The organism is Methylibium petroleiphilum PM1, assembly GCF_000015725.1.
In the GTDB taxonomy this organism is placed as follows: Bacteria; Pseudomonadota; Gammaproteobacteria; order Burkholderiales; family Burkholderiaceae_C; genus Methylibium; species Methylibium petroleiphilum.
Genome location: NC_008825.1, coordinates 733578 through 755191 on the forward strand (window position 1 = coordinate 733578; position 21614 = coordinate 755191).

Consider the following 21614-nt stretch of genomic DNA (forward strand, 5'->3'; position numbering starts at 1 on the left):
CAAAAACCTGGGGAGGACGACAAATGAGGCATCGGATTGCTGCGCTGACGCTGGTGGTGGGGCTGGCCGGTTGTGGGGGCGGGGGCGGGGGTGATGACCCGCAGGACGCTCCGGCCACGGATGCAACGCCGCTGGAAGGGGGCTACGAGCTCGCCAGCAGCACCGGCGCCCGCGGTGAGGCGCTGATCCTGGAGGACCGCACGTTCTGGGGCCTCAGCGGCTTCGAGTCGGGCGGCACGCTCTACGTCGACACGCTGACGCAGGGGACCGTGAGCCGTGCCGGCGCGACGGTGAGCGCGACCGATCTGCGCCAGTACGACTTCCTGAACGGCGTGGTCAGGACGACCGGCTTCTCGGGCTCGATGAAGGTGTCGGGCATCGTGTCCGGCACGGTCAGCCCGAGCGGGGCGGCGGCCACCAACCTGACGCTGACGCCGGTGGCGGCTTCCGATTTCGACTACCACGCCGCCGCGAGCCTGGGCACGATCGTCGGCACATGGAACGGCGACTCGCTCGACGGCAGCAGCGGCAGCGTGACGGTGGGCGCCGGCGGCGCGATCACCGCCTCGCTGAGCGGCTGCAGCATCACCGGGAACGCGGCGCCGCATCCCAGCGGCAAGAACCTCTACGCCGTGTCGGTCACCTTCGGTCCGTCACCCTGCATCCTCGCCAACGCGACGGCCAGCGGGATCGCGATCATCGGCACCGCGCAGCAGCTGGTGGTGGCCCTGACATCCGCCGACCGCTCGGCCGGCACGGTGTTCCTCGGCGTGCGTTGACGGACCTCGGGCGCGCGGGCCCTCCCGCGTCGCCTCTGCCTCAGCGCGCCCCCTTCACCACCGCATAGCGCGCCAGCGTGCGTTCGCGCGCCAGCTCATGGCGCACGATGGGCTCGGGGTAGTCGCGGCCGAGCACCAGGCCGGCGGCGACCAGGTCGAGCGGCTTGGCGTCCCACGGGGCGTGCAGCGCGGCGTCGGGCAGGGCGGCGAGCTGCGGCAGGTAGCGGCGGATGAACTTGCCCTGGGCGTCGAATTTCTGGCTCTGGCTCACCGGGTTGAAGATGCGGAAGTAGGGCTGTGCGTCGCAGCCGCTGGAGCTGGCCCACTGCCAGCCGCCGTTGTTGGCGGCGAGGTCGTAGTCGTTCAGCTTCTCAGCGAAATAGCGCTCGCCGCGGCGCCAGTCCAGCCCCAGGTCCTTGCACAGGAAGCTCGCCACCACCATGCGCAGCCGGTTGTGCATGTAGCCGGTCTGGTTGATCTGGAGCATGGCCGCGTCGACCAGCGGGTAGCCGGTGCGGCCCTCGCACCAGGCGGCGAACAGCGCGTCGGCATGCTTGCCATGCTCCCACTTGATCTTGTCGTATTCGGGCTTGAAGCTGCGCTCGACGACCTGTGGGTGGTGGTGCAGCACCTGGTGGTAGAAGTCGCGCCAGATCAGCTCCGACAGCCAGACCTCGGCGCCGCGCGAGCCGGCGCGCGCGCGGTCCCAGGCCAGCCGCGCCAACTCGCGGATCGACAGCGTGCCGAAGCGCAGGTGCACGCTCAGGTAGCTGGGGCCCTTGACGGCGGGGAAGTCGCGCGTCTGGTCGTAGCGATCGATGCGCTCGTCGCCGAAGTCCTCCAGCAGCGCGCGGCCGCCGGCGGTACCGGGGGCGAGCTTCAGCGCCGCCAGGTTGGTGGGTTCGAAGCCGATGGCGGCCAGCGTGGGCACGCCCGCGGCCTCACCCGCCGGGCGCGGCGCCAGCGCGCCGGCATGGCGGCCCACCGGGTAGGCCTGCAGGTAGAAGGGCTCCAGCTTCTTCAGCCAGGCGTTCTTGTAGGGCGTGAACACGCCATAGGGCGTGCCGGCGCCAGTCAGCACCTCGTCGGTGTCGAACACCACCTGGTCCTTGGCCGGGTGGAAGGCGATCCCGGTCTGGGCGAGCGCGCCTCGCACCTGGGCGTCGCGCGCCACGGCGGCGGGCTCGTAGTCGGTGTTCGCGTAGACCGCCTGCACGTGCAGTGCGGCGGCCAGTCGCGGGATCTCGTCGCGCGCGCGGCCATGGCGCACGATCAGCCCGACGCCCTCGGTGCCGTGGCTGCGGCCCAGGGTGTGCAGCTGCGCGTCCAGGTCGACCAGGCTGTCGCGGATGAACTCGACGCGGCGGTCGGTGCGCGGCAGCGGGTCCAGGATCTCGGTGTCGAACACGAATGCCACCCAGACCCGCCGTGCGGCGCGCAGCGCGTGGTAGAGCGCGGCATGGTCGTGGGCGCGCAGGTCCCGGCGGCACCACACCAGCGCGGCGTCGAGTGTTTTTCCGGAGGCCTTGTCCATGCGCCGGAGTGTGCCCGGTCACTACAATCGCCGCATGGGCTCGGACTCCGCCACCAACCTGACGAATCAGTTCCTGATTGCCATGCCCGGCATGGCCGACGATAACTTCGCCGGCTCGGTGGTCTACCTGTGCGAGCACACCGAGCGCGGTGCGCTCGGCCTGGTGATCAACAAGCCCAGCGACATCAAGCTGGGCCGCCTGTTCGAGAAGGTCGACCTGCCGCTCGACCGCGAGGAGCTGGCGGAGCAGCCGGTCTACCTCGGCGGGCCGGTGCAGACCGAGCGCGGTTTCGTGCTGCACGAGCGCGGCGAGGACGACGCGGCCGACATCGACGCCGATGGCGCCACCTACACCTCCTCGCTGCGCATCCCCGGCGGCATGGCCATGACCACCAGCAAGGACGTGCTCGAGGCCCTGGCCAACGGTGCCGGCCCGAAGCGCGTGCTGGTCACGCTGGGCTATGCCGGCTGGAGCGCCGGCCAGCTGGAGGACGAGATCGCCCGCAACGGCTGGATCACCGTCGACGCGAAGCCCGAGGTGATCTTCGAGACGCCGACCGAGCAGCGCTACGACAAGGCGCTGTCGCTGCTGGGCATCGACCCGCGCATGCTGAGCAGCGAAGCGGGCCATGCCTGAGCCGGCCGGAGCCCCGCAGCCCCTGCAGACCCTGCTCGCTTTCGATTTCGGCCTCAAGCGCACCGGGGTGGCCACCGGCAACACGCTGACGCGCAGCGCCCAGCCGCTGCGCACCGTGGCGGCCGAGGGCGACGCGCGCTTCGACGCCATCGCGAAGCTGATCGCCGAATGGCAGCCGGCCGCGCTGGTGGTCGGCGTGCCGTTCCACCCCGACGGCGCGCCGCACGACAATACCCGGCGCGCGCAGCGTTTCGCCCGCCAGCTGCACGGCCGCTTCCGGCTGCCGGTGCACGAGGTCGACGAGCGCTGGTCCACCACCGAGGCCCTGTCCGATGGGGCGCGCGACGCCGATGCCGCCGCCGCGGCGATCCTGCTCGAACAGTATTTCCAGGAGCACGCATGACGACCCTGCACCTCGACGCGGAAGCGCTCTACGCCGATCTGCTGGCGCGGGTGCGGCCGCTGCTCAAGCCCGAGACCGTGCTGGTCGGCATCTGGTCGGGCGGCGCCTGGCTGGCCGAGCGGCTGCAGCGTGACCTGGGACTGGCCGGCCGCCACGGCGTGATCTCGAGCGCGCTGCACCGAGACGACTTCGGCTCGCGCGGCATGAGCGCCACCACCGATGCGACGGCGCTGCCGTTCGAGATCGAGGGCCGCCACATCCTGCTGATCGACGACGTGCTCTACACCGGCCGCACGGTGCGCGCGGTGATCAACGAACTGTTCGACTTCGGCCGCCCGGCCAGCGTCGGCCTCGCGGTGCTCGTCGACCGCGGCGGGCGCGAACTGCCGATCGAGCCCGCCGTGTCGGCCGCCCGCGTGGTGGTGCCGCGCCACCAGCGGCTCGCGCTGGTGCGCGACGAGGCCGGCGGCTTCACACTCCAACTCGAAAGCGCCTGATGCTGAACAAGCGCAACCCGCAGCTCAACGCCCACGGCGAGCTGATCCACCTGCTGTCGATCGAAGGCCTGCCGAAGGCGGTGCTGACGCAGATCCTCGACACCGCGGGCACCTTCCTGAGCGTCAACGACCGCGAGGTGAAGAAGGTGCCGCTGCTGCGGGGCAAGAGCGTGTTCAACCTGTTCTTCGAGAACAGCACGCGCACGCGCACCACCTTCGAGATCGCTGCCAAGCGCCTCAGCGCCGACGTCATCAACCTCGACATCGCGCGCAGTTCCACCGCCAAGGGCGAGAGCCTGCTCGACACCATCGCCAACCTGTCGGCGATGCACGCCGACATGTTCGTGGTGCGCCATGCCGAAAGCGGCGCGCCCTACCTGATCGCGCAGCACGTGGCGCCCCACGTGCACGTGGTCAACGCCGGCGACGGCCGTCACGCGCACCCCACGCAGGGGCTGCTCGACATGTACACGATCCGCCACTACAAGAAGGACTTCAGCAACCTCGTGGTGGCGATCGTCGGCGACATCGTGCACTCGCGCGTGGCGCGCTCCGACATCCACGCGCTCACCACGCTGGGCGCGGCGGAGGTGAGGGCGGTCGGCCCGCGCACCCTCGTGCCGGCCGACCTGAAGCACATGGGCGTGCGCGTCTGCCACGACATGAGCGAAGGCATCCGCGACGCCGACGTGATCATCATGCTGCGGCTGCAGAACGAGCGCATGAGCGGTGCGCTGCTGCCGAGCGCCGGCGAGTACTTCAAGAGCTTCGGCCTCACCGAGGAGAAGCTCGCGCTCGCCAGGCCCGACGCCATCGTGATGCACCCCGGCCCCATCAACCGCGGCGTGGAGATCGACTCGTCGGTGGTCGACGGCAGGCAGAGCGTGATCCTGCCGCAGGTGACCTTCGGCATCGCGGTGCGCATGGCGGTCATGAGCACGATCGCGGGGAACAACGCATGAAGATCCTGATCAGCAACGGCCGCGTGGTCGACCCGGCCTCGGGCCGCGACGAGCGGGCCGACATCGCCATCGCCAACGGCCGCATCCTCACGATCGGCAAGGTGCCGGCCGACTTCGCGCCGGAGCGCACCATCGACGCCGCCGGCCTGGTGGTGGCGCCCGGCCTGGTGGACCTGGCCGCGCGCCTGCGTGAGCCCGGCCACGAGCACGAGGGCATGCTCGAGAGCGAGCTGGCCGCCGCCGCCGCCGGTGGCGTGACCAGCCTGGTCTGCCTGCCCGACACCGACCCCACGCTCGACGAGCCCGGGCTGGTGGAGATGCTCAAGTTCCGCGCCCGCAAGCTCAGCCGCTGCCGGCTGTTCCCGCTCGGCGCGCTGACGCGCGGCCTCGGCGGCGAGGTGCTGACCGAGATGGCCGAGCTCACCGAGGCCGGCTGCGTGGGCTTCTCGCAGGCCGACGCGGTGCTGCGCGACACGCAGGTGCTGTCGCGCGCGCTGCAGTACGCGGCCACCTTCGGCTACACGGTGTGGCTGCGGCCGAACGATCCCTGGCTGGGCTCGGGCGTCGCCGCCAGCGGCGCGGTCGCCACGCGGCTCGGGTTGTCGGGCGTGCCGGTGGCGGCCGAGACGATCGCGCTGCACACGCTGTTCGAGCTGGTGCGCTCCAGCGGCGCGCGCGTGCACCTGTGCCGCTTGTCCAGCGCTGCCGGCGTGGCGCTGCTGCGCGAGGCCAAGGCCGAGGGGCTGCCGGTCACGGCCGATGTCAGCATCAACTCGCTGCACCTGACCGATGTCGACATCGGCTACTTCAACCCGGCCATGCGCCTGGTGCCGCCGCTGCGCCAGCAGCGCGACCGCGACGCGCTGCGCGCCGGGCTGGCCGACGGCACGATCGACGCGCTGGTGTCCGACCACACGCCGGTCGACGAGGACGCCAAGACCCTGCCGTTCGCCGAGGCCGAACCCGGTGCCACCGGCCTGGAGCTGCTGCTGAGCCTGGCGCTCAAGTGGGGCGAGGACAGCGGCGCCGGCCTGCGCCGCGCGCTCGCCACCGTGAGCTGCGAGCCGGTGCGGGTGCTGGGCGACGCGCTCGGTTCGCTCGCCTCCAGCGCGGGCCGCCTCGTCGAGGGCGGGGTGGCCGATGTCTGCGTGTTCGACCCCGAGGCGCGCTGGACCGTCGCGCCGGCCGCACTGCGCAGCCAGGGCAAGCACACGCCGTTCGCTTTCGACACCAGCGGCTTCGCGCTGCCGGGGCGCGTGCGCGCCACCTTGGTCGCCGGCCACGTGGCGCACGAAGCCACGCGCGACGCGGCATGAGCGCCCGTCGCGTCACCGCCGCGCCACCCTGATGCTGCGCCGTCTGCGTGCCGCGTGGCGCCTGCTGCGCGTGCTGCTGCACGTGTTGCACGGCCTGGCCATCGTGCTGACGATGTTCCGCGCGCTCGGGCGTACCGAGCGGCGCGAGCGCGTGCGCTGGTGGGCCGCCAAGATGCTGCGCGTGGCCGGGGTCGGTGCCCGGCGCAGCGGCGAACCCTGGCCCGGCGGGGCGTTGCTGGTCGCGAACCACATCTCCTGGCTGGACATCGTGGCCATCCACGCCTTCTGCCCGCAGGCGCGCTTCGTGTCCAAGGCGGACGTCCGGCACTGGCCGCTGCTGAGCCGGCTGACCGAGGCGGCCGACAGCCTCTACCTCGAGCGCGAGCGCAAGCGCGACGCGCTGCGCGTGGTGCACCAGATGGCCGAAGCACTGACGGCCGGCGACACCGTGGCGGTGTTCCCCGAAGGCACCACCGGCGAGGGCCACGCGCTGCTGCCCTTCCACGCCAACCTGCTGCAGGCTTCCATCGCCACCGGCACGCCGGTGCAGCCGGTGGCGCTGCGCTACCGCGACCGGCACGACGAGGTCAGCAAGGCGGTGGCCTACGTCGGCGACACCACGCTGGTGCAGAGCCTGTGGTGGGTGGCCTGCGCCGACGGCTTGCAGGTGCACGTGCAGTTCCTCGCGCCGCAGGCCAGCGCGCAGGCCGAGCGCCGCGCGCTCGCCGAGCGCCTGCGCGCCGCGATCGACGAAGCCCTGCAGACGCCACCGACCACGTGATGTCCGCAGTGCGGCTATGTCTGCATTGCTGCGCCGTCGATCACCCCCTGCTGTTCCCGCAGGCTCCGCCGTCACCGGCACAGAGAGCGGCCGAACGTCGAGGGGACGCCATGCAGCTGCTCAAACTGGTCGCGCACCACATCAAGGTCGGTGTGCCCTTGCCGTTCGGCGTGCGCAACGAAGAGGGCAAGCTGCTGCTGGCCTGCGGCTAGGTCATGGCCAGCGAGGCCCAGCTCGAGGCGCTGCTCGACCGCGGCGCCTATGCCGACGTCGAGGAGATCAATACGACTTCCCGGCGCTCGTCGATGCCTTCGCCGGCGAGTTCATCACGCTGGTCGATCGCGATCCCGATGTGGCGATCTACGGCTCGATCCGCCAGGACCCGCGGCGCCTGTGGAGTACGGCGTGGCGCATGCGTTGCACACCGCGCTGGCGGGCCAGTTGATGGCGCGTCGCGCCGGCTGGGCCGAGGAGCGCGTGGCGGCGCTGATCAAGGAATACGGGCCTCTACCCGCCGGGCGACTTCGTGCGGCTCGCCTCCGGCGAACTGGCGGTCTTCACACGCCGTGGGCCCGGCGCCCATGCGCCGATGGTGGCTGCCATCGCCGACCGCGCCGGCCTGCCCACGGTGCGCACCACGCCGCGCCACACCGCCCAGCCGGGCTGCCAGATCGCCGGCCGGGCGACCGACCTGCAGCTCGTGCTGCGCGTGGCGCCGGAGCGGCTCTACGGCCTGGTGGGCTGAGGCACGGCCTCAGCCGTCCGCCTGCAGCGCGGACACCGAGGCCGCCTGCGCGGCGGCGTCGGCCCCGCCCAGGTAGTACTTCGACGTGGGCTTCAGGTTGGCGTCCAGGTCGTAGACCAGCGGGATGCCGTTCGGGATGTTCACGCCCACGATGTCGGCGTCGGAGATGTTGTTCAGGTGCTTCACCAGCGCGCGGATGCTGTTGCCGTGCGCCACGATCACCAGCCGCTGGCCGGCGGCGATGGCCGGGGCCAGCGTGCCGTACCAGAGCGGCAGCACGCGCGCCACGGTGTCCTTCAGGCACTCGGTCAGCGGCACCTGGTTGGCCGCGAGCTTCGCGTAGCGCACGTCGCTGCGCTCGCTGCGCGGGTCGTTCGCTTCCAGCGGCGGCGGCGGCACGTCGTAGCTGCGGCGCCAGAGCAGCACCTGCTCGTCGCCGAACTGCTTGGCCATGTCGGCCTTGTTCAGGCCCTGCAGGCCGCCGTAGTGGCGCTCGTTGAGGCGCCAGTCCTTGATGACCGGCAGCCAGGTGCGGTCCATGCCGTCGAGGCAGTGCCAGGCGGTCCAGATCGCGCGCTTGAGCACCGAGGTGTAGACGGTGTCGAAATCGATGCCGGCCTGCTTCAGCAGCCGGCCGGCCTGCTGGGCCTGGGCCACGCCGGTGGGAGTGAGTTCCACATCGGTCCAGCCGGTGAAGCGGTTCTCGAGGTTCCAGGTCGATTCGCCGTGGCGGATCAGCACGAGTTGGGTCATGAGGCGGGTCGCGGCAGCAATGGGAATAGCCGCAGATTCTAGAATCGCTGTCTTTCCGCCTCCCTGACCGCGCTGGCCGCGCGCGCCCCCACCGTGAAGTTTCTCCTCGACAACTGGTATCTGGTCCTCGCTGCGCTCGCCTCGGGCGGTCTTCTGGTCTGGCCGCTGATCGCTCGCGGCGGCGGCCCGAACCGCGTGTCCACCGCCGAGGCGGTGATGCTGATCAACCGCGAGAAGGCGGTGCTGATCGACGTGAGCGAGCCCGCCGAGTACGCCGCCGGCCATGCCAGCAACGCCCGCAACATCCCGCTCGCCGGTCTGGAGAGCGGCGCCAAGGGCCTGCCCACCAACAAGAGCCTGCCGGTGCTGGTGATCTGCCCGACCGGCGCGCGCGCCAACCGCGCCGTCGCCACCCTGCGCAAGCTCGGCTACGAGAAGGCCAGCACCGTGATCGGCGGCCTGGCGGCCTGGCGCGAGGCGCAACTGCCGGTGGAGAAGTCGGCGGCCTGAGCGGGCCCGGGCCTATCGACGAGATAGCGCCAAATGCCGCGCATTGCCGCGCAAATCAAACCCGCAGCCCGGCAAGGACGTGTCGATTCCGTGACACTGGCGGCTCGTTCCACCGATTGCCCGCCATGTCGTCCTCCACCGTCAAGATGTTCACCACCCAGGTCTGCCCGTTCTGCATCCGGGCCAAGGCACTGCTGAAGCAGCGCGGCGTGGAGCAGATCGAGGAGATCCGCATCGACCTCGACCCCGCGCAGCGCGACGCCATGATGCAGGCGACCGGCCGGCGTACCGTGCCGCAGATCTTCATCGGCGACACCCATGTGGGCGGCTGCGACGAACTCATCGCGCTCGACCAGCGCGGCGGCCTGATGCCGCTGCTGCAGCAGCAGTCCCCGGCCTGACTGACGGCAGGCCGGCAAGCCGGTCGCTGCCACCCCGCTGCGACATAATCCGGCGGTTACATGCCCCAGGGCCCGCCGACGTCGACGACGGCGGGCCGTTTGTTTGTTCAAGGCCCTCCAGACCGCGATGCCTCCCACGGCCCCGCGGTTCGAGCCGGCCCAGCCCCTGACGGATGCCCACCATGGCCGAGCAAGACTCCAACCCCGTGTTCCAGATCCAGCGCGTCTACCTCAAGGACGTGTCGCTGGAGCAGCCCAATTCGCCGCAGATCCTGCTCGAGCAGTCGCAGCCGCAGGTCGACATCAGCCTGGCCGTCAACGCCGAGACCGTGGCCGACGGCATCTACGAGGTGTCGGTGACCGCCACGGTCACCACCAAGGTCGCCGACAAGACGCTGTTCCTGTGCGAAGCCAAGCAGGCCGGCATCTTCGAGATCCGCAACCTGCCCGACGGCCAGACGCAGCCGGTGCTGGGCATCGCCTGCCCCGGCATCGTCTACCCCTACCTGCGCGCGACGGTGGCCGACATCATCACCCGTGCCGGCTTCCCGCCGGTGCACCTGGCCGAGGTGAACTTCCAGGCCATGTACGAAGCCCAGCAGCAGGCCGCCGCGCAGCAGCAAGGCGCGGTGAGCAACGGCAACGGCGGCTCGCCGATCATCACCAACGCCTGATCCGCGCCGCCAGCCCGGCCCGCCGCGCATGCGCATCACGGTCCTCGGCGCCGGTGCCTGGGGCACGGCCCTCTCCGTCGGCATCGCGCCGCGGCACGACACCCTGTTGTGGGCGCGCGATGCCGCCCAGGCCGCGCACATCGAGGCCAGCCGCGACAACCGGCGCTACCTCCCCGGCGTGGCGCTGCCCGCCGCGCTGCGCCTCACGGCCGACCTGGACGCGGCGATCGCGCACGCCCAGGCGGACGGTGGCCTGATCGTCATCGCCACGCCCATGTCGGGCCTGCGCGAGATGCTGGCCCGCTGCGCCGCCAGCGGCGCCGGACTGTGGTGGCTGTGCAAGGGCTTCGAGGCCGGCACCGGCGCACTGGGCCACGAGGTGGCGCGCGAGGTGGCGCCGGCAGCCCGCGTGGGCGTGCTGTCGGGACCGAGCTTCGCGCTCGAGGTCGCGCGCGGTCAGCCCACCGCGCTGGTGGCCGCCAGCACCGACGAGGCGCTGCGCAACCAGGCCGTCGAGGCCTTCCACAGCGAATCGCTGCGCGTCTACACCTCCGCCGACCCGGTGGGCGTGGAGGTCGGCGGCGCGGTCAAGAACGTCATCGCCATCGCCACCGGCATTGCCGATGGCATGGGCCTGGGCCTCAACGCGCGAGCAGCGCTCGTCACCCGCGGCCTGGCCGAGATCACGCGCCTGGGCACGGCGCTGGGCGCGCGAGTGGACACCTTCATGGGCCTCAGCGGCCTGGGCGACCTGGTGCTCACCGCCACCGGCGATCTGTCGCGCAACCGCCAGGTCGGCCTGCAACTGGCCCAAGGCCGCTCGCTGCCCGAGGTGCTGGCCGCGCTGGGCCACGTGGCCGAGGGCGTGTACAGCGCCGCCACCGTGCTGGCGCGCGCGCAGGCGCTGGGCGTCGACATGCCCATCACCGCCGCCGTGGTGGCGGTGCTCGACGGGCGGCTGACGCCGGCGCAGGCGCTGGAGCGGTTGATGCGGCGGCAGGCAAGGGCCGAAGGCCACGCGCCGGACTGAGCGCGTCCCGCTCTCGCATCGCATCGACGTGACAGGCTGTTCGCAGCCTCCTGTCAGGACGTCGCTCCTGGTTACGCCTCTGCCCTGTTGTTGCAGGGAAATGCACGCATCGCCGTTCAAACTCCTGCGACCGCCAACGCAGGAGACGCCTTGTTCACCCGATACCTCGCCGTCTGGCTGCTGGTCCTGACCGGTCTGACGGGCCTGGCGCCCGTCGCAGCGGCGCAGCCTGCACAGGCGGCCGCTGTGTCCGGCCCGACCGCCTACCCCTCCGAAGCCTCGCAGTGGCCGGGCAAGGGCGTCGTGCGCGTCTTCGGCTGGATGGTCGACAACCGCCGCGAGTTCTGGCGGCAGCGCGAGCACGAGCGGGGCCGGGTGGTGTTCGCCGGCGATTCGCTGGTCGCCGGCTGGCGCACGCTGAAGCAGGACTTCCCCTCCGTGCCGGTGGCCAACCGGGGCATCGGCGGCGACGTCAGCCGCGGCCTGCTGTTCCGCTTCCAGGAGGACGTGCTCGATCTTCAACCGACGGCCGTGGTGATCCAGATCGGCACCAACGACCTCAGCGCCCAGCAGGCCCCGGCCGACACCGTGTCCAACCTCGTCGCGATGATCGAGATGGCGCGCCGGCACGACCGCGGGCTGCCGATCATCGTCTGCACCGTGCCGCCGCGTGCCCACCCGCAGGCGCCGATCGATCCGGCGAAGTGGAGGGAGCTCAACGCCGGCATCCGGGCGCTCGCGGATCGGCAGGCGGGCGTCAGTGTGGTCGAACTGGCCGAGCCGCTGTCGGCACCCGACGGATCGCTCGACCCGCGCTACTTCGCGACCGACAGGCTGCACCTGTCGGCGCAGGGCTACGAGCGCTGGACATCGGCACTCGAGCCCGCCCTGGCGCCGCTGCGCACGAGCCGCCGCTGATGCGCCTCGCCTCCGACGCCCGGTCATGAACGCGCGAGCGCCGTCCTCCCCGGTCGCCGCACCGCCCATCGGTGCGGCCGCCACGGCCTATCTCGACGCGCTCAGGGCGATCGCCGCCAATCTGGTGATCGGCTCGCACATCGTGCTGATCCACTTCGACGGGAAGATCCGCTACCCGGGCGGCAGCCTCGCGGTGGCGGTCTTCTTCCTGCTGTCGGGTTTCCTGATCACGCAATCGATGCTGAACTGGGCCGCGCGGCCCGGTCCCCGCCTGCCCGGCTTCCTGGCCGATCGGGTCGCCCGCATCATGACGCCCTTCGTGCCCGCCTTGCTGCTCATCGTGCTGGCCAACGGGTGGCTGATCTCCTCGCACTGGGGCGCGCCCGAGGTCAACACCGGCCTGCGGCCCTTCCTCGGCAACCTGCTGCAGCTGCAGGATCACAGCATTTTCCAGTTCCTCGAGATGCTGCGCCTCGACATGCCCTGGCGCATCCGGCCCTACAACACCGCCGAGCCGTTCTGGACCGTGTCGGTCGAGATGTGGATCTACGTCGCGATGGGCCTGTTCGCCTTCTGTGTGCTGTGCCAGGAGCGGCTGCGCCGCCGCTACCTCTGGCCGCTGGCCGCGCTGAGCTTTCCGGTGCTGGTGTGGAACGCCGCTGCCGGCGGCGGCAAGTCGCTCACGCTGATCTGGCTCGTCGGTGCGGCGGCCGGATGGGCGTTCGCTCGACTGCCGGCCTACCGCCGCAGCGGCTGGCTGGCCGTGTGGCTGGTGGCCCTGGGTTCGGTGGCGCTGGTGGGCCGCGCAGCCAAGATCGGCTTCGACCCCTACGACCTGCAGACGGCGGCCCTGATCGCGCTGGTGATGTTCGGCGTGCTGTGCCATCTCCTGAATGCCCGCTCCGTTCCCGCTCCCGTCGAACGGGCGTGCCGCTTCTTCGCGTCCTACAGCTACAGCCTCTATCTCATCCATAACACCGTGCTGATCGTCGTCTGGGAGACGACCCGTGGTGCGCCCCGCTGGCTGGCCATCGTGGGCGGCGTGCTGCTCTCGCACCTGGTCGCCTACGGGCTCTATCTCGCGTTCGAGCGCCACTACCGCCATGTGGCGCTTTGGCTGAGACCGCGTTTCGAGCAGGCACTGCTGCCGCGTTCGCGCCCGGCCCGGCTGCCGACGGCTCACGGGACGGTCGGTCTCGAGGCCGCCTCCCGCTTCTGAACCGGAGAAACCTACAGTCACGCTCGTCACGTTTGTTGCGGCGCAGCAAGTGCGTAAACTGCACCGATGAATATTCACGTTCCCGCAGCGCGCGCACCCGGTGGACGGGTCGATGCGCAGCGGGCCGTCTCGAGCGAGGCCGGAGCGTCCGGTGGGGCGGCGCGCGCCGCTCGCCCGTTGCTGCCGGTGGCAGCCGGGCTGCTGCTGCTCTACCTGCCCAGCATCACGGACCTCGCGCAGGGCCTGTGGCAGACCGACACCCACTCGCACGGCCCCATCGTGCTGGCGGTCGTCGTCTGGCTCTTCTACCGGCAGATCCGGCCGGCACTCGCCGACGGATCGGCAGGCTCCAGCGCGCGGCGGTCGGTGCCGGGCTGGCTGCTGCTCGCCGTGGGGCTGCTGGTCTACGTGCTCGGGCGTTCGCAGTCCTTCCCGGTCCTGGAGGTGGCGTCGCTGCTGCCGGTGCTGTTGGGCTGCTCGATGCTGCTGCTGGGCGCGCCCACCACGCGAAGGCTGTGGTTCGCTTTCCTGTTCCTGTGCTTCCTGATCCCGATGCCGGGTTCGATGGTCGACGCGATCACGCAACCCCTGAAGATCGGCGTTTCTTACGTTGTCGAACATCTGTTGCACTCCGCCGGCTACCCGATCGCCCGTGCCGGCGTGGTCCTGACCGTCGGCCAGTACAAGCTGCAGGTGGCCGACGCCTGCTCGGGCCTGAACTCGCTGTTCATGCTGGAGGCCTTCGGGCTGCTCTACCTCAACGTGGTCCGCCACGCATCGGCCCTGCGCAATGCGGTGCTCGCGGTGCTGATCGTGCCGATCTCGTTCGCTTCCAACGTGCTGCGCGTCGTGGTGCTGGTGCTGATCACCCACCACTACGGCGACGCCGCGGGGCAAGGCTTCATTCATGGCTTCTCGGGCATGGTGCTGTTCGCCGCGGCGCTGTGCATGACGGTGCTGGCCGACACCGCCCTGCGCCGGCTCCCTGCGTTGCGCGGCGTCCGGCACGAGGCGCCGCAATGAGCGCGGCCCTGACGACGCCCACGGCATCGGCGGGCGCCCGCGCGGGCCTGTCCTGGCGTTCGAGCCTCGCCGTGTTCCTGCTGATGCTGCTGGCCGCCGTGGCGGCCTGGCAGCTCACGCCTCGCGCGCTGCCGGGCGCGGCGGGCGCGGGTCCGCTGCCGCAACTCGAACTGGCGGTGCCCCCGGTCATCGGCGAGTGGCGGCTCGTGCCCTCGCTGCGAGAGCAGGTCGATCTGGCGGTCGACCGCGACGGCGAACGGCTCATCAGCCAACCCTATGACCAGACCCTGCTGCGCACCTACCAGAACGTGCGCGGGGAACAGATCCTGCTCGCGGTGGCCTACACCCGGCAGCAGAGCCAGGAGGTCAAGGTGCACCGGCCCGAGGTCTGCTACACGGCCGTCGGCTTCGAGGTGCTGTCGCTCGATCCGGCCCGCCTGGGTGTGGCGGCCGCAGGCACGCAGCCCGTCGACGGCATGCGCATGGTGGCGCGCAGCATGCACCACACCGAGGCCGTCAGCTACTGGATCCGCATGGGCGGCATCTACAGCCAGAACGCGTTCGACACCCGCCTGCACCTGCTGGCCGAGGGGCTGCAGGGCCGCCTGCGCGACGGCGCGCTGGTGCGTGCCTCACGCATCGTCGCTGACCCGCGCGAAGCAGCGGCGGCCTATCCGCAGATCGAGCGCTTCCTGTCCGAGTTCACTGCAGCGTTGACGCCCGAGGTGCGCGCGCTCCTGCTCCTCTGAACCCCACCATGCCTGTCGAACCTTCTGCCTCGCCGGCCGCCGCAACCCGCGTCCTGCTCGTGATCCCCACGCTCAACGAGGCGGCCCACATCGACGGCCTGCTCGCAGGGCTGCTGGCGGATCCGCCGAGCTCTGCGAGCTGGCGCATCGTCGTCGTCGACGGCGGCAGCACCGATGGCACCGTCGACAAGGTCAAGTCCGTGGCAGCGCAGCAACCCGCGGTGCAGTGGCTGCACAACCCGGCGCGCATCCAGAGCGCGGCGCTCAACCTTGCGGCGCGGCAGTTCGGCCGCGAGGCCGACGTGCTGATCCGCTGCGACGCCCACGCCGTCTACCCCGCCGGCTTCTGCCAGCGCCTGCTCGATACCCTGGCCCGTTCTGGCGCCGATGCGGTGGTGGTGCCCATGGATTCCATCGGCCACGGCTGCCTTGAGCGCGCCGTGGCCTGGGTGTCCAATTCGCCGGTCGGCACCGGCGGCTCGGCGCATCGCGGCGGCCACCGCAGCGGCTTTGTCGACCATGGCCATCACGCCGCATTCCGCATGGACATGTTCCGCCGTGCCGGGGGCTACGACGAGAGCTTCACGCACAACGAGGACGCCGAGCTCGACTGCCGGCAGCGCGCCCTCGGTGCCCGCATCTACCTGGACGCCGACATCCGCCTCGGCTACCACCCGCGCAGCAGCCTGCCGGCGCTGGCGCGTCAGTACTTCCGCTACGGCGCCGGACGCTCGCGCACTGCGCGCCGCCACCCGGGCTCGCTGCGCCTGCGGCAGCTTGCCGTGCCCGCGCATCTGCTGCTGTCGGTGCTGGCTGTCGCGATTAGTCCCTGGTTCGCCGGGCTGCTGGCGTGGCCGGCGTTCTACGTCGGCGTGCTGCTGCTCACGTCGCTGCTGATGGCGGTGCGGCACCGCTCGGCCTGCGGCCTGCTGGCCGGCGTGGCTGCCGCCACCATGCACACGGCCTGGGCGCTGGGCTTCCTGTCGGGTCTGGTGGGCCGGCGCGAGCAGGCCTGGCAGCCGGTGCTGGCCGCCCCCCTGTGGCCCGCTGAAACGAGAGCCCCCGCCTGATGAACCCGTCCACCTTGAACGTTCTGCTGGTCGATCCCTCGCTGTTCACCGCACCCTACGACGCGGCGCTCACCGAAGGCCTGCTTGCGGCCGGCGTGCAGCCCACGTGGGCCGTGCGGCCCACACGCAAGGGCGACCGCCCCGAGCTCCCCGAGGCCCACGTCGACGCCTTCTTCTACAAGGTCATCGACGAGGCCCCGGGCCTGCCGCGTGCGCTGCGTGCCCTGGCCAAGGGCCTGTCGCACGCGATCGGCCTGCTGCAGCTGTGCCGGCGCGTGGTGGTGCGCCGCCCGGCGGTCGTGCACTTCCAGTGGGTGGTGGTGCCGCCGCTCGACACGCTGGCCATCCTGTTCATCCGCATGCGCTGCCCGGTCGTTCTGACCGTGCACGATACGGTGCCCTTCAACGGCGAGCGCATGTCGCTGCTGCAGAACCTGGCGTTCGACCTGCCCATCAAGCTGGCCGACCGCGTGATCGTGCACACCCTGGCCGGCCGCGAGCGGCTGGTGAAGCGCGGCGTGTCCGCCAGCAAGCTGGCCGTGATCCCGCACGGCCCGCTGCGCCTGCAGGCCACGCCGTCGCCGGCCGGCCTGCGGCGCGACGACCCGCGCTGGAGCTTCGTGCTGTTCGGCGAGATCAAGCCCTACAAGGGGCTCGACGTGCTGATCGAGGCAGTGGCCCGCCTGCCGGCCGATGTGCGCCGCCAGTCGCGCTTCATCGTGGCCGGTCGGCCGCGCATGGACCTCGCGCCGCTGCAGGCCCGCATCGCGGAGCTGAAGCTCGACGATGCGATCGAGCTGCGCCCCCAGCGCCTCTCGGAACAGGAGATGGCCGACCTGTTCGCCCAGGCCCATGCCTTCGTGTTCCCCTACCGCCAGATCGACGCCAGCGGCGTGTACTACCTCGTCAAGTCGCTCGGCAAGTGGATGATCGCCAGCCGCGTCGGCATCTTTGCCGAAGACCTGCAGCACGGCACGCAGGGCGCGCTGGTGCCGCCCGAAGACATCGGCGCACTGTCCACGGCGCTGGCCGACGCGGTGATCCACCGCTCCATGCCGCGACCCCTGCCGCCCGGCAGCACCTGGGCCGGCATCGGCGTCACGACGCGGGTGCTGTACCAGCAGGCCATCGACGCACGCTCCGCAAGCGCCCGGCCTCCCAAGGTCCAACCGCAGCCGCCGGCGCAATGAACAACCGCCGCCTTCTCACCGCCCGACTGGCCGTGATGGCCGCTGCGGCCACCTGCGGACCCGGCCTGCTGACGGCCTGCGCGCAACAGCCGCAGGGCGGCAGCGTGGCCGCCAGCGTGCCCAGCCAGCCGGTCGCGCCGGTGCGCGAATCGGGCTACAGGCTGGTGAAGAACTGGGACTTCAAGACGCTGATCCGTGACGACGCCGCATTGCGCAAGGAGTTCTTCACCCGCTACATCTTCGCCAACGGCACGCTCGATCACGTGAACGACGAGTGGAGCCGCTATCGCGACAACAACAACCACGTCTTCACCGACACCGGCCTGTCGCTGGTGGCCCGTGCACCCGGCGAACTGAAGCCCGGCAAGGTGGAGAGCGGCATGCTGCGTTCGCGCTGGAGCGGCCAGTACGGTGTGTACGAGATCCGCATGAAGGCGCCACCGGGTCGCGGCACCTGGCCCGCGTTCTGGCTCAACCCGCAGGACCAGACCTGGCCACCCGAGATCGACGTGGTGGAGATCGTGAACAACGGCGACGGCGGCACGCGGCGCAGCTTCCACTTCCTGCACGGCGTGGGCACCAAGAACGCGAAGCAGCGCGTCAGCAGGCTCGACGCGCAGAAGACCTATGTGCCGGGCACCGATTTCGCCGAACAGTTCCACGTGTTCTCGGTCGAGTGGACACCCGACAGCGTGCGCCACTACGTGGACGGGGTGCTGGTGACCGACCGCGACTACCTCTGGGTGCACAACGACGGCCGGGACGCCGGTGCGGCCCATGTGCTGGTCAACCTGGCCATCGGCGGCAACTGGCCCGGCCCGCCGAACGCCGCGTCGATGCCGGCCAGCCTCGAGATCGACTACATCCGCGTCTGGCAGCGCTGAACCATGCACAGCCTCTCCACCACGGCCCCGTTCGACGCCCAGGCGCCGCTGGACGCTGCCGACACGCGGCACCAGGGCCGGGCGCTGCGCGGCGCCATCGTGTTCCTGCTGCTCTCCACCACCGTGCTGCAGCGCTTCGGGCTGAACTTCGGCAGCTATTCGGCCAACGTCACCTTGCTGGCGATGTTCGGCGTGCTCGGCGTGGCGCTGGCATCCAGCCGGCTGAGCTTTGCGGTCGAGCGCGTGTTCCTCTACGTGCTGTGCATCGCCGTCGCGGCGGCCAGCATGCTGACCAACCTGAACTTCTCGCAGATCGACCGTTCGTCGTTCTCGTCGCTGCTGCTGCTGGTGGTGATGTTCGTGCCCTTCCTGTTCGTCCTCAAGCCCGACCCCACCGGTCGCAACGACGCCGACTGGGTGATGCGCTGCTTCTCCAACATCGCGCTGTTCTGCGCTTTCGCGGGCATCGCGCAGTTCTTCACCCAATTCGTGATGAAGCCCCCGTGGCTGTTCGACTTCACCGAATCCATTCCCTTCATCCTGCGAGGGCCGAGCGGATTCAACACCGTCATCCCGGTCGGTTCGCTGTTCAAGTCCAACGGTTTCTTCTTCCGCGAGCCGTCGGGCTTCTCGTTCACCATGGCGTTCGCGCTGCTGGTCGAGGTGGCGCTCTACAAGCGCCTGCCGCGCATCGGCGCGTTCGCGCTGGCACTGCTGCTCACCTATTCGGGCACCGGCATCCTGGCGCTGTTCATCGGCTTGCTGTTCCCGCTGGGCCTGCGCACGGTGCTGCGGCTGGGCGCGGTGGCGCTGGTCGGCGGCCTGGCGGTGCTGGTGCTGGGCGACGCACTGAACCTGTCGTTCACGCTCGGCCGCATCGGCGAGTTCGGCTCCGAGCGCAGCAGCGCCTACATCCGCTACATCGCGCCTTTCCGCGTCATCGCCGACACGATGATGAGCGACGCCTGGAGCTTCTGGCTGGGCCACGGGCCCGGCACCATCTACCGGCTCGGCCCGTCGTCGTCCTACGACTTCCACGACCCCACCTGGGCCAAGCTGCTGTTCGAGTACGGCCTTCTGGGCTTCGTCGCCTTCGTGGCGCTGTTTGCCACGGCCTTGTACCGGCCGCGCGTGCCCCAGCAACTGCGTGCCGTGCTGTTCTTCTCGTGGCTGCTGATGGGCGGGCACCTGCTGACACCGGAAAACAACTACATGACGCTGGTGCTGGTCGGCCTGATGCCGCTGGCCGGCGTGGCGCTGGGCCGGCGCGTCGTGACCGAAGCGTCCGCAGATGCCGATGCGGCAGCTTCGTCGCCGCCGGACCCCACGATGGTCGCCAAGCCAAGCGGAACCGAAACGAGATGACGCCCTCCTTGCCGAAGATCAGCGTGGTGATCCCATGCTTCAACTACGCCCGCTACGTGGGGCAGGCCATCGAGAGCGCGCTGGCGCAGGCGCATCCCGATACGGAGGTGGTGGTCGTCAACGACGGCTCCACCGACGGCTCGCTGGCGGTGATCGAGCGCTACGCGCAGCGGGTGGTGGTGATCGACCAGGTGAACCAGGGCTCCATCGCCGCCTACAACCGCGGCTTCTCGGAATCGAGCGGCGACGTGGTGATCTTCCTCGACGCCGACGACCTGCTGGAGCCCGGCGCGCTGGCCGCCGTGGCGGCGGCCTGGACGCCGGCCTGCGCCAAGCTGCAGTACGACCTGAAGATCATCGACGCCGAAGGCCGCGACACCGGCCGCCGCTTCTGCAACTTCGCCAACGGCTACGGCACGGCCGAGGCCCGCAGCGCCTTCCTGCGCACCGGCACCTACCGCTGGCCCGTGACGACCGGAAACGCCTACTCGCGCTGGTTTCTCGAACCGATGTTTCCGCTGCGCATCGAGCACGGCCCCGATGGCCACCTGAACACCGTGGCACCGGTGTACGGCGACGTGAAGGTGCTGCCGCAGGTGCTGGGCGCCTACCGGGTGCACGGCGCCAACATGTGGTCCAGCGACGGCTCCGACCATTCGCGCCTGCCCTTCCGCATCCACACCCGCCAGCGCGAAGTGGCCTTCATGCAACTGCACGCGCAGCAGCGCGGTGTGTTCCTGCCGGCCGGCAACGTGCTGGATCGGGAACTGCCTTTCCTCAACTACCGGCTCATGGCGCTGAAGCTCGGCCTGGCCTACACCGGCCAGGAGCACGACTCGCCCTGGTCGCTGGTGCGGCGGGCTTGGTCGCTCATCGTGTCGGAGCCCATGTCGCTCAAGCACCGCGTGGGCCACCTCGGATGGTTCGGCGTGCTGGCGCTCGCACCGCGGCAGGCGGTGCCGGCGCTCTTGCACGTGCGCTTCAACCGCAGCGAACTGCTTCAGTCGCTGCGGCGCTCCGTGGGGCTGGCGCCCGTGCGCACCTGAGGCACGCCGCCGATGCGAGCGGCCTTGCTCGAGGGTGCAAGGGAGTAGGGCCGCTCCACCAGCAGGAAGAGCACGGCCGTAGGCAACAGCGTCAAGCCGAACAGGACAGGCAGCAGGCCCCAGAAAACCCACGCACCCTGTCCGGCCGGGGGTAGCACCTGCGCGAGCAGCAGGAACCCTGCGTTGAGCACCAGACCGTGCAGCAGGTAGTAGGAATAGCTCATGTTGCCAAGCCAGCGCAGGGGTGTCCACGAGAAGGCGCGTGGCAGCCACGCCGACGGCGCGCGAAAACACACCAGGCAAAGCAGCGGCCACGCCACGAAAAGGATGCAGACCTGAGCCGCCTGTGCAGCGTGGCCTTCACCGGGCAACAGCACGGCGCCGAGACCGGCCAGCAGCGCCAGCACCCCTGCCAGCGCACCGGGCGGAGACGCAGACGCAGCCTTCAAGCGATGCGCCAAGGCCTCGTGCAGCAGCATGCCCGCCACGAACATCATGAGCCGGATGGGCCCGCCCTGAAGCGCCCCGTACAAGGCCAGCGCGCCGGCCAGCACCAGCAAGAACACCACGCGCCAGCGGCGGCTGCGTTGTCGCAACCCCAGCACTGCGATGAAGGCGGGCGTGACCAGGTAGAAGAGCATCTCGTAGCTCAGCGACCAGGCCACGGTGATCAGCGGATCGATGGGGAGCAGGCCGGGCAGCAACAGCAGGTTCTGCACCAGGTAGAGGGCGGCCTCCGCAGGGTCTGCGGGGATGCGACTCTCCGAAGGAAACGCGAACGACAGCAGCACGTACGCGACGAACACCACGATGAACGCGGGGTAGATGCGGGCGACCCGACGGCGCATGAAGCCGATGAAGGGCTGGGGGCGCTTCATCAGCGAGCCGTAGATGAGGTAGCCGCTGAGCACGAAGAACAGGTCGACGCCGGCGTGGCCCGCATGGCGCAAACCGCTGGCGATGCGCACGGTCTCGGTGCTGCCCGCAATCCACGGCTCCACCATGCCCGTGTAGTGCGTGAGGAACACCAGGAGCACCGCGAAGCCCCGCAGTCCCTCCATCGGCCTGACGTTGTCTGCCTGGCCGCCGCGCGCCAGTTCGAACCGGTGAACGAGCCAGTTCATGCCT

General features: G+C 70.5%; 24 protein-coding genes. 21 read left to right on the forward strand and 3 right to left on the reverse strand.

Annotation, left to right across the window (positions count from 1 at the left end; genetic code table 11):
- Positions 1–23: 23 nt before the first annotated feature.
- Positions 24–779, forward strand: a complete 756-nt coding sequence (locus tag MPE_RS22635) for a hypothetical protein (RefSeq protein ID WP_011828303.1) — start codon at positions 24–26, stop codon at positions 777–779.
- A 40-nt stretch (positions 780–819) separates the two neighbouring features.
- Here MPE_RS22635 and MPE_RS03520 read toward each other — a convergent pair whose 3' ends face one another.
- Complete coding sequence (locus MPE_RS03520; RefSeq protein ID WP_011828304.1) at positions 820–2313, reverse strand: cryptochrome/photolyase family protein; 1494 nt, start codon at positions 2311–2313, stop codon at positions 820–822.
- A gap of 34 nt (positions 2314–2347) precedes the next feature.
- Between MPE_RS03520 and MPE_RS03525 the strand changes: the two genes are divergently transcribed.
- The 7 genes from MPE_RS03525 (at position 2348) to MPE_RS03555 (ending at position 7654) form a co-directional block, all read left to right on the forward strand.
- Positions 2348–2950 carry a YqgE/AlgH family protein gene (locus MPE_RS03525; protein WP_011828305.1) on the forward strand — a complete coding sequence of 201 codons (603 nt, stop codon included), beginning with the start codon at positions 2348–2350 and terminating at the stop codon, positions 2948–2950.
- Positions 2943–3353: a Holliday junction resolvase RuvX gene (ruvX, locus tag MPE_RS03530; protein ID WP_011828306.1), complete on the forward strand. Its 411-nt coding sequence runs from the start codon at positions 2943–2945 to the stop codon at positions 3351–3353. Before MPE_RS03525 ends, ruvX begins: the two co-directional genes overlap by 8 nt.
- Positions 3350–3850, forward strand: a complete 501-nt coding sequence (pyrR, locus tag MPE_RS03535; RefSeq protein WP_011828307.1) for a bifunctional pyr operon transcriptional regulator/uracil phosphoribosyltransferase PyrR — start codon at positions 3350–3352, stop codon at positions 3848–3850. Before ruvX ends, pyrR begins: the two co-directional genes overlap by 4 nt.
- Positions 3850–4812 carry an aspartate carbamoyltransferase catalytic subunit gene (locus MPE_RS03540; protein WP_011828308.1) on the forward strand — a complete coding sequence of 321 codons (963 nt, stop codon included), beginning with the start codon at positions 3850–3852 and terminating at the stop codon, positions 4810–4812. Before pyrR ends, MPE_RS03540 begins: the two co-directional genes overlap by 1 nt.
- Positions 4809–6128 (forward strand): dihydroorotase, encoded by a 1320-nt coding sequence (locus tag MPE_RS03545; RefSeq protein ID WP_011828309.1) that lies wholly within the window; start codon positions 4809–4811, stop codon positions 6126–6128. Before MPE_RS03540 ends, MPE_RS03545 begins: the two co-directional genes overlap by 4 nt.
- Positions 6129–6159: 31 nt before the next feature.
- Positions 6160–6909 (forward strand): lysophospholipid acyltransferase family protein, encoded by a 750-nt coding sequence (locus tag MPE_RS03550; protein WP_011828310.1) that lies wholly within the window; start codon positions 6160–6162, stop codon positions 6907–6909.
- A 526-nt stretch (positions 6910–7435) separates the two neighbouring features.
- The gene (locus tag MPE_RS03555) at positions 7436–7654 is read left to right on the forward strand and encodes a hypothetical protein (RefSeq protein WP_011828312.1); all 219 of its coding nucleotides are present in this window, start codon (positions 7436–7438) and stop codon (positions 7652–7654) included.
- Between the two features lie 9 nt (positions 7655–7663).
- On the opposite strand, the gene gpmA is transcribed toward MPE_RS03555, so the two are convergent.
- Positions 7664–8407: a 2,3-diphosphoglycerate-dependent phosphoglycerate mutase gene (gpmA, locus tag MPE_RS03560; protein WP_011828313.1), complete on the reverse strand. Its 744-nt coding sequence runs from the start codon at positions 8405–8407 to the stop codon at positions 7664–7666.
- Between the two features lie 93 nt (positions 8408–8500).
- Between gpmA and MPE_RS03565 the strand changes: the two genes are divergently transcribed.
- The 13 genes from MPE_RS03565 (at position 8501) to MPE_RS22645 (ending at position 20486) form a co-directional block, all read left to right on the forward strand.
- On the forward strand, positions 8501–8917 hold the full coding sequence (locus MPE_RS03565) for a rhodanese-like domain-containing protein (RefSeq protein ID WP_011828314.1): 417 nt from the start codon (positions 8501–8503) through the stop codon (positions 8915–8917).
- A 125-nt stretch (positions 8918–9042) separates the two neighbouring features.
- Entirely contained in the window at positions 9043–9318 is a 276-nt protein-coding gene (gene grxC / locus MPE_RS03570) for a glutaredoxin 3 (RefSeq protein ID WP_011828315.1), read from the forward strand.
- Between the two features lie 182 nt (positions 9319–9500).
- On the forward strand, positions 9501–9992 hold the full coding sequence (gene secB / locus MPE_RS03575) for a protein-export chaperone SecB (protein WP_036230692.1): 492 nt from the start codon (positions 9501–9503) through the stop codon (positions 9990–9992).
- 28 nt (positions 9993–10020) lie between these two features.
- Positions 10021–11022: an NAD(P)H-dependent glycerol-3-phosphate dehydrogenase gene (locus MPE_RS03580; protein ID WP_011828317.1), complete on the forward strand. Its 1002-nt coding sequence runs from the start codon at positions 10021–10023 to the stop codon at positions 11020–11022.
- Positions 11023–11172: 150 nt separating this feature from the next.
- Positions 11173–11940, forward strand: coding sequence for an SGNH/GDSL hydrolase family protein (locus MPE_RS22640; protein ID WP_011828318.1), 768 nt, complete (start codon positions 11173–11175; stop codon positions 11938–11940).
- A gap of 25 nt (positions 11941–11965) precedes the next feature.
- A complete protein-coding gene (locus MPE_RS03590) occupies positions 11966–13159 on the forward strand; it encodes an acyltransferase family protein (RefSeq protein ID WP_011828319.1) in 1194 nt (397 codons plus the stop codon).
- A 66-nt stretch (positions 13160–13225) separates the two neighbouring features.
- On the forward strand, positions 13226–14182 hold the full coding sequence (xrtB, locus tag MPE_RS03595; RefSeq protein ID WP_011828320.1) for an exosortase B: 957 nt from the start codon (positions 13226–13228) through the stop codon (positions 14180–14182).
- Positions 14179–14931, forward strand: a complete 753-nt coding sequence (locus tag MPE_RS03600; protein WP_011828321.1) for an exosortase C-terminal domain/associated protein EpsI — start codon at positions 14179–14181, stop codon at positions 14929–14931. The genes xrtB and MPE_RS03600 overlap by 4 nt, the downstream gene beginning before the upstream one ends.
- A gap of 8 nt (positions 14932–14939) precedes the next feature.
- Positions 14940–16001 carry a glycosyltransferase family 2 protein gene (locus MPE_RS03605; RefSeq protein ID WP_011828322.1) on the forward strand — a complete coding sequence of 354 codons (1062 nt, stop codon included), beginning with the start codon at positions 14940–14942 and terminating at the stop codon, positions 15999–16001.
- Positions 16001–17191 carry a glycosyltransferase gene (locus tag MPE_RS03610; RefSeq protein ID WP_011828323.1) on the forward strand — a complete coding sequence of 397 codons (1191 nt, stop codon included), beginning with the start codon at positions 16001–16003 and terminating at the stop codon, positions 17189–17191. The genes MPE_RS03605 and MPE_RS03610 overlap by 1 nt, the downstream gene beginning before the upstream one ends.
- Positions 17188–18075 (forward strand): glycoside hydrolase family 16 protein, encoded by an 888-nt coding sequence (locus tag MPE_RS03615; RefSeq protein ID WP_011828324.1) that lies wholly within the window; start codon positions 17188–17190, stop codon positions 18073–18075. Before MPE_RS03610 ends, MPE_RS03615 begins: the two co-directional genes overlap by 4 nt.
- 3 nt (positions 18076–18078) lie before the next feature.
- Positions 18079–19440, forward strand: coding sequence for an O-antigen ligase family protein (locus MPE_RS03620; RefSeq protein WP_011828325.1), 1362 nt, complete (start codon positions 18079–18081; stop codon positions 19438–19440).
- Entirely contained in the window at positions 19437–20486 is a 1050-nt protein-coding gene (locus MPE_RS22645; protein ID WP_011828326.1) for a glycosyltransferase family 2 protein, read from the forward strand. Before MPE_RS03620 ends, MPE_RS22645 begins: the two co-directional genes overlap by 4 nt.
- Here MPE_RS22645 and MPE_RS03630 read toward each other — a convergent pair.
- Positions 20441–21610, reverse strand: coding sequence for an acyltransferase family protein (locus MPE_RS03630; protein WP_011828327.1), 1170 nt, complete (start codon positions 21608–21610; stop codon positions 20441–20443). The genes MPE_RS22645 and MPE_RS03630 overlap by 46 nt on opposite strands.
- Positions 21611–21614: the final 4 nt, after the last annotated feature.